The sequence below is a fragment of the Nocardia sp. NPDC004568 genome (assembly GCF_040609955.1).
Lineage (GTDB): Bacteria > Actinomycetota > Actinomycetes > Mycobacteriales > Mycobacteriaceae > Nocardia.
Map to the genome: position 1 here is coordinate 1 of NZ_JBEXLL010000144.1, position 6,655 is coordinate 6,655.

Annotated in this window: 6 protein-coding genes and 1 pseudogene; 4 read left to right on the forward strand and 3 right to left on the reverse strand. The window is 67.6% G+C overall.

Going from position 1 to position 6,655, the window contains the following annotated elements; genetic code table 11:
• Nucleotides 1-1,250, forward strand: a 1,250-nt coding sequence (locus ABZV91_RS31765) for a LuxR C-terminal-related transcriptional regulator (RefSeq protein ID WP_355249411.1), incomplete at its 5' end; no start/stop codon positions are given.
• A gap of 186 nt (nucleotides 1,251-1,436) precedes the next feature.
• On the opposite strand, the gene ABZV91_RS31770 is transcribed toward ABZV91_RS31765, so the two are convergent.
• Entirely contained in the window at nucleotides 1,437-2,060 is a 624-nt protein-coding gene (locus ABZV91_RS31770; RefSeq protein WP_355249412.1) for a TetR/AcrR family transcriptional regulator, read from the reverse strand.
• A 177-nt stretch (nucleotides 2,061-2,237) separates the two neighbouring features.
• Here ABZV91_RS31770 and ABZV91_RS31775 point away from each other — a divergent pair, with 177 nt between their 5' ends.
• Nucleotides 2,238-3,038, forward strand: a complete 801-nt coding sequence (locus tag ABZV91_RS31775; RefSeq protein WP_355249413.1) for an isochorismatase family cysteine hydrolase — start codon at nucleotides 2,238-2,240, stop codon at nucleotides 3,036-3,038.
• Between the two features lie 50 nt (nucleotides 3,039-3,088).
• Here ABZV91_RS31775 and ABZV91_RS31780 read toward each other — a convergent pair.
• A pseudogene (locus ABZV91_RS31780) lies at nucleotides 3,089-4,110 on the reverse strand (DNA topoisomerase IB).
• A 203-nt stretch (nucleotides 4,111-4,313) separates the two neighbouring features.
• Complete coding sequence (locus ABZV91_RS31785; RefSeq protein ID WP_355249414.1) at nucleotides 4,314-4,799, reverse strand: hypothetical protein; 486 nt, start codon at nucleotides 4,797-4,799, stop codon at nucleotides 4,314-4,316.
• Between the two features lie 139 nt (nucleotides 4,800-4,938).
• Here ABZV91_RS31785 and ABZV91_RS31790 point away from each other — a divergent pair, with 139 nt between their 5' ends.
• The gene (locus ABZV91_RS31790; protein ID WP_355249415.1) at nucleotides 4,939-5,574 is read left to right on the forward strand and encodes a flavin reductase family protein; all 636 of its coding nucleotides are present in this window, start codon (nucleotides 4,939-4,941) and stop codon (nucleotides 5,572-5,574) included.
• 597 nt (nucleotides 5,575-6,171) lie between these two features.
• Complete coding sequence (locus ABZV91_RS31795) at nucleotides 6,172-6,579, forward strand: hydantoinase/oxoprolinase N-terminal domain-containing protein (RefSeq protein WP_355249416.1); 408 nt, start codon at nucleotides 6,172-6,174, stop codon at nucleotides 6,577-6,579.
• Nucleotides 6,580-6,655 lie beyond the last annotated feature (76 nt).

The window sequence follows — 6,655 nt, forward strand, 5'->3', positions numbered from 1 at the left end:
GGCACCGGGCCTGGTATCGACGGCTGGCACTGGATGCGGAGGCCGGATGGATCAGCCCTGCGCAGCCCGGCTGGATCGCTCGGCTCGAGCGCGAGCACCCCAATCTCCGGGAGGCTCTCGAATCCGCGCTGGCCGAGGACACCGAGGAGGCGGCGGACGCGGGCCTGGATACGGCTTCCGCGCTGTGGCAGTTCTGGATGTTCCGCGGTTTCTACGGTGAGGGACGGTCCTGGATCGAGCGGGTTCTCGCCCATCCCTGTGCGCTCTCGATATCCGGCCGGGTGAAGGCGCTGCGCGTGGCCATCGCCTTGGCGGCGGCGCAGGGCGACTTCCGGTCCGCGGCGACATGGCTGCAGGAGGGCCGGGTGCTGGCCGAACGCGAACCGACGCCGATGTCGCAGGCGCAGATGAACCACGCGGCAGCCGGCCTGGCTCTGTTCAGTGGCGACCCCGCGCGTGCCGCGCCGCTCCTGGAGTCCGCTATCGAGGTCTACAGTTCGAACGTCACCGGCCATCTGCATATCCATGCCGCGACCCTGCTGGGCCTGACCTATGAGATGCGCGGCGAAACGGAGAAGGCGATCGAGCATCAGCAGCGGCTGATCGCCATCACCGAAGGGTGCGGGGGAATACTGTATCGCGCGCTGGCCCTGCGAAGCCTGGGCGTCGCCGAATGGCGACGCGGCAATATCGCCCGTGCGGAGGAGCTGATAGAGGAAGCCCTGCGTATCGACCGTCCGCTCGACAGCCACCTGGTGGTGACCTTCTGCCTCGAAGCGTTGTCCTGGGTCGCCTGCTACCGCCGGGAAGCACAGCGGGCGGCAGTGCTCATGGGAGCGGCGCGCCACCTCTGGCCGGCCGGCGGCAGCCGCGGCCGCGTATTCGATACGCTGTCGCACTTCCACGAGGAGTGCGAGCGGGCGGCGCGAGAAGTTCTCGGCGACGCCGGGTTCGACGCGGCCTTCGCGCGGGGCAACAGGATGAGCGCTGCCGCGGCGAGGACTTACGCGCTGCGCGAGCAACCCACCGGTGCTACCGCCGGCCCGGACGCGAAAACCCCCTTGACCAAACGGGAACGGGAGGTCGCCGCCCTGGTGGCCCGGGGCCTCAGCAACCGGCAGATCGCCACCGAACTGGTGGTCTCGCCGCGCACTGCTCAGGGCCACGTCGAGAACATACTCGCCAAACTCGGTTTCACCTCCCGTGCGCAGATCGCCGCGTGGGTAGCGGACAGCGGCAGTCAGGACTGACTGCCGCGTCGCCCCCGTCCGGAGCCGAGCCGGAAATCGACCTGGACCGCGCCGGGCGAGTGACCGGGCCCCCGGTCCACGATGCCGCACCGCAGGGTTTCCGCTGTGCGTGGCCTCGTTCGCGCCGAGCGGGGCGGCGAGGGCGCATGTCGCCAGGTTTCCGGCCGCACCCCCGGGAGACGGTGCTCAGTCGACGGCGGGAACCGGACGGTTCGGGGCGAGCTGAACACCGGCCAGGCCGGTCCAGCACAGCGCGGCGGTGGTGGCGACGGCTTCGTGTTCGGGCAATTGTTTGCCGGTGACCACCCAGTCCCGCGCGCACGACTGAGCGATCCCGATGATTTCGGCCGCGATCAGCCATCCCCGCTCGGCCCGGAGCGAGGCGGACGGTGCCAACGCCCGCAAAAGGGCATCGGTGCAGATCATGGTGGCCTGGCGGGCCATCCGCTGCGCCGCCGGTTCCTCGGCGTCGGCGGCTCCGGCCAAGAGGGCGGCGCTGCGGGCATGGTTCCCGGCGAAGTCGAACACCGCGGTCACGGTCGCCGTCACGATCGATCGCATATCCCGGGCGGAGGCCAATGCCGCGTCGAGCGTGACGCGCAATACCTGGACCGCCTCGTGCAGAACCGCCAGATAGAGCTCCAGCTTGCCGGAGAACGACTTGTACAGCACCGGTTTGCTGATTCCGGCCCGACAGGCGATCTCGTCCATACTCGCCGCCCGATAACCGCAGGCGGCGAACAACCCGGACGCCGCGGCCACGATCGTGCGCCGCCGCTCCTCTCGCGCCCGGAACATCGCGGTGTTCACCGTCCCGACACCTCCTCGGACAACGACGTTACCGATACTCCTGTTCACCGGCCGCACTGCCCGCACCGTCTCCGGCCGGGCCCGGGGCGAGCGGCCACGTTTCCGCCCGGCCGGGCGGAGCGACCCCCCCCGATCCTCGCGCCGGCCGCAGGAGGTGCGCGCCCCCGGTCGTGTCCGGTGACCCGAGCACGCGCCGCCGATCCGACCGGCACCGCATACTGGGTGTTCACCTGCTGTAGGGGTTGGGCCACAGCGGTTTTCGAGAAACAAGGGGTGAACATGGGGTCGCTGGCGTTGCTCGTGGTGGACGTGCAGAACTCGTATCTGGTGCAGGATGTCCGGGAAGCCTACGGATGGCCCCCGCTGTGGCGGCGGGACGAGGTGGTGGCCGAATGCCGGTCGCTGATCCACGAGGCGAGATCACAGGGGGTCCCGGTGATCTATTCGCGCCAGGTGTCCGCGTCGGCGCTGACACCGCGGTCGGCTCGGCACCGCGCGAGCCGCGCCGATCGGTTGCCGGTGCTGTCGCCGACGGAGAAGCTGTGGCGATCGCAGATCATGGACGCCGTAGCGCCGGAGCCGGGTGAGCTGGTACTCGACAAGACCCGGCACAGCTTCTTCGCCTACACCGAACTCGAACCCGTCCTCCGCGTCCTCGGCGTCGACCGTCTGATCGTATGCGGGTTGCAGACCAATGTCTGCGTAGAGGCGACAGTCCGCGCCGCCTTGGAACGAAACTTCGAAGTCGCCGTCGCCGAGGACGCGGTCACCACCGACGGACCCGACCTGCACGCCGGGGCGTTGAACGCCATGCGGGTGATGTACGTCGAGGTCGCGCCGTGGCGTGAGCTCATCGCCGCCGGCGCGCCATGGGACCGCGCCTACTCGACGCCGCACTACGGCCGTGACCCGCGGTATTGGACCGACCCCCGCTATGTTCGGGGTCGCGGTAGCACCGGTGCCGGTTCGCGGCCGTGATGGCCGGACCGGAAAGGACTGTCGGCACTTCACGCGGGTGCGGGGCTCGACTACCGGCGATCACCCGCCCGTTCCCGCAGCAACCGTAGTACCGCGCGCTCGATGATCTCGGTACGGTCCCAGTCGTCGTCGAGCCGGTTCGCCCGCCGCAGAGCGGCAGCGATCGTCGAGCCGTCCTCATATGCGTCGACCACCCGGGGTCCACATACGATTCCCGGGCCACCGCGGGAGTGTTGCCGAGCGCTTCGGCGACCTGTTCGAAGACCTGCTGCCGCACCCGTTTCCGGCCACGTGCCGATGCCGGCCGCTGGGCCGCGGCGAAACCGGTGGCGGCAAGGACTGTGCCCTGCCAGGTACGCAGATCCTTGACTGTGTAGTCGGCCGCGGTGAGCTCTTTGAATCGGGCGTTGACGTCCTCGGCGTGCAGTTCCCGGTAACCTGCCCGGTCTCGGTAGAGCAGCAGCCGCTCGCTGTCGGCTCGGCGGCGCCGCAGGGCCCGGCATGCCCGGGTGAGCGTGGGGTCACTGACGCGAACGCATCGCTGTTTGCCGCCTTTGGCCACATAGTCGAACTGCATGGTGTCGCCGGTGATACGCACGTGCTCGCGCAACAGGGTGGCGACGCCGCGGGTGCCGTTCTCCTCCGCGTATTCCTCGCCGCCGACGCGGAAGACACCTCGATCGACGAGGGCGATCGCCAGCGCTTCGACACGATGCCTGCCCAGCCCGGAAGTATCCAGATCCTCGTGCAGCCGCTGACGTAATTCGGGGAGCCGGGCAGCGAGCTCGAGTACCCGGTCGAACTTCTCCTCGTCCCGGTCGCGGCGCCAGCGCTGATGGTAGAGATACTGTCGTCGCCCGGCAGCGTCCACGCCGACGGCCTGGATGTGACCGTTGGCCTCGGCGCAGATCCAGACCTTCCGCCAGGCGGGCGGGATGACCAGGCTGCGTATTCTCTCCTGGGTTTCGGCGTCGGACACCGGCTCGCCGGAACTGTGCCGATAGGAGAAACCACGTCCGCGCCTGGTCCGTCCGATGCCGGGCCCGTAAGGTCTGCTGCGCCGCAATCGCATGTATCACGTCCTCGATTCCGATCGGCTCCGGGCGTCGACAGTTCTCATTCCGCGAGGAGACGGGTGCCGCCGGGTCACCCCGTCGAATCGGCCGGTCATCCGGCTGTACCCGGGGGCGGGCTCGGCTAACGAGGCCGGACCGCAGTGGTGCGTTCTCCGATCTCGTCTGCTGGTGCAACAGCCGGCGGAGATCGTCGGCGTCATCACCGACGTGAGGCCGTACCGCGGTTGAACAGGGCGATACTCGGCCAGACGCAGGAGGTGCCGATGTCGACCTGCGTGAACGGATAGGTGCCGGTCAGGCCGAGTACGACACCGACGGACACCACGTGGCCGGCGTCGAACGCTCCTTCGTGGCGGACGGTCCGGTCGTACAGCGGGAGCAGCGGCATGCCGCCGAACAGCCCGATGGCGACCAGGGACACCGCTACCGTGCCGCACGCGGACAGCCGGTGGGGGAGCGACCGGATATCGGCGATCCAGTCGGCGCCCGCGCGGAGACTGTGCCGGGTGTAGCGGGCCGGGCCCAGAGCGCTGGCGATGTGCGATGGCGAGGAGATTGCGTGATCGGGTGCCGGCGTCGAGGGTGATCGCGCCGACTTGTCTTCTCCGGTGGTATTCGGCGGGGAGCCGGTGACCGAGCCCGCGTCGACGGTGTCGGATGATAGCGTGCGAACGCATCGTGACATGTGTCGAACGCGAACATGGTCCGTCGCTGGTGGCGGATATGTGTACAGACGCGACTTCCTGCCGGGTGCCCGTATGCGGTGGAGCGTGTGGCGCACGTCCGTGCCGGTGAGTACCGCGCTGGAAGGAGGAAGTTGCCGTATGCGTACCGGTATCGATCCCGACGTGGTGGGATACGGCGACTTCTACAAGGTGTTGACCAGTGTTGTCGTTCCCCGTCCGATCGCCTGGGTGTCGACCCGGTCCGCTACGGGAGTCGACAACCTCGCTCCGCACTCTTTCTTCACGGTCTCGTGCGTGGCGCCGCCCATGGTGCAGTTCACCTCGGTGGGCAGGAAGGATTCGCTGCGCAACGTCCTCGAGACCGGCGAGTTCGTCGTCTGCCTTGCCGCCGAATCGATGTTCGAGCAGGTGAATGCCACCGGCACAGATTTTCCCGCCGAGCTGTCGGAGTTCACCGAGGTCGGGCTCACAGCCGAGGACAGTGTGACGGTGGCACCGCCGCGGGTCGGCGAGTCACCGGTCGCACTGGAGTGCCGGCTCGAACACGCCCTGGAACTCGGTGACTCGACCGTGGTGATCGGCCGGGTTCTGCACGCCGCGGTCGATGCCGCCGTGATGCGCACGGACGCCCGTGGCAACACGCTTCCCGCGATCGATCGGCTGCGTCCACTGGCGCGTCTGGGTCGCAACGAATGGTCGACGATCGGTGAGGTACTGGACATCGCCCGCATTCCCTACGCACGGTGGCCGGGCCGTTCCCACCACGAAAGCTGAGGCTTCGACGCAGGACGGCCGGGTACCGCCCGTGCGGCGGATCCGGCGCGTAGTGCAGATCTGCTCGCTGCCCAGCAGGTGAGACCGCACGTCCGTGGGCGGCGGCGGTGACGGTGGTGTCAGACCGCCCCTGAACAGAGTGAACGCCCTCCCTCCTTGCGATGGCTCATAGCCGTTTCCTGCTGTGACAGGCCGTCGATGTGGGGATGTTTCGCCGAGGTAACCGGTTGTTTTTGCCCCTGTCCGCCCAGGGGGACGGCTACGCCCGGGCGGTGGTCGAGGCCGCGCAGCGCCTGTCTCATCCGAAACCCCCGGTTCCCGAGAATCGCCGCCCGCTGTAGACGCTCATCGGCCCGCTCCACGCCGCATACTGCCGGGCGGATCACACCGCACATCTGGTTGTTCGGCTCAGGCGAACGGGCCGGTTGCGGTCGCTTTGTGAAGCGAGTTACATTCGGTCCATGAAAAAGCGCCTCTAGGCAGAAATTCCGCGGCACCTTTCGATGAATCCATTCATTCGCTGTAGTTCGACTGTGCCGCTGCGCTTTCATCCCGACATCGGTTTCTCATGGATCAATGTACGAAGAGGCTTCGATTATGAATGCAAAAATCAAAACAGGTCGCCGCGTCGGAATCGATATCGGCGGCACTTTCACGGACCTCTTCGTGGTCGAAGGAGCCGGTGCCGGCCGGATCTACAAGGCGCCCACCACTCCGCACGACCCCTCCGAGGGCCTGATGAACGGGTTGACGAAGGCGGCGGACGCCGTGGGTGAATCGCTGGAGGAATTCCTCGGCGGCGTGTCCACGATCGTGCACGGCACAACGATCGCGACCAATGCCGTGCTGACTCGTCAGGGCGCGAAAACCGGCTTCGTCACCACGCGCGGATTCCGTGATCTGCTGAATATGCGCCGCGGTATCCGAGACCGGAGCAATGATCAAATCCTGTGGATGACCGGGAGGGATGTACCCTCCCGGATGATCTTCGAATCCATGATTTGATCAGCCTGGCGCGCCAACGCCGGGTGGGAAGGTACGTCCCGGATGTTCAAGGTAATCGACGGCGGCGCGAGTTCCA

Excerpts from the sequence above, each read along its gene's own strand:
- ABZV91_RS31785 (WP_355249414.1), bottom strand. The coding sequence starts at position 4,799 with ATGTCACGATGCGTTCGCACGCTATCATCCGACACCGTCGACGCGGGC.
- ABZV91_RS31790 (WP_355249415.1), top strand. The coding sequence starts at position 4,939 with ATGCGTACCGGTATCGATCCCGACGTGGTGGGATACGGCGACTTCTAC.
- ABZV91_RS31795 (WP_355249416.1), top strand. The coding sequence starts at position 6,172 with ATGAATGCAAAAATCAAAACAGGTCGCCGCGTCGGAATCGATATCGGC.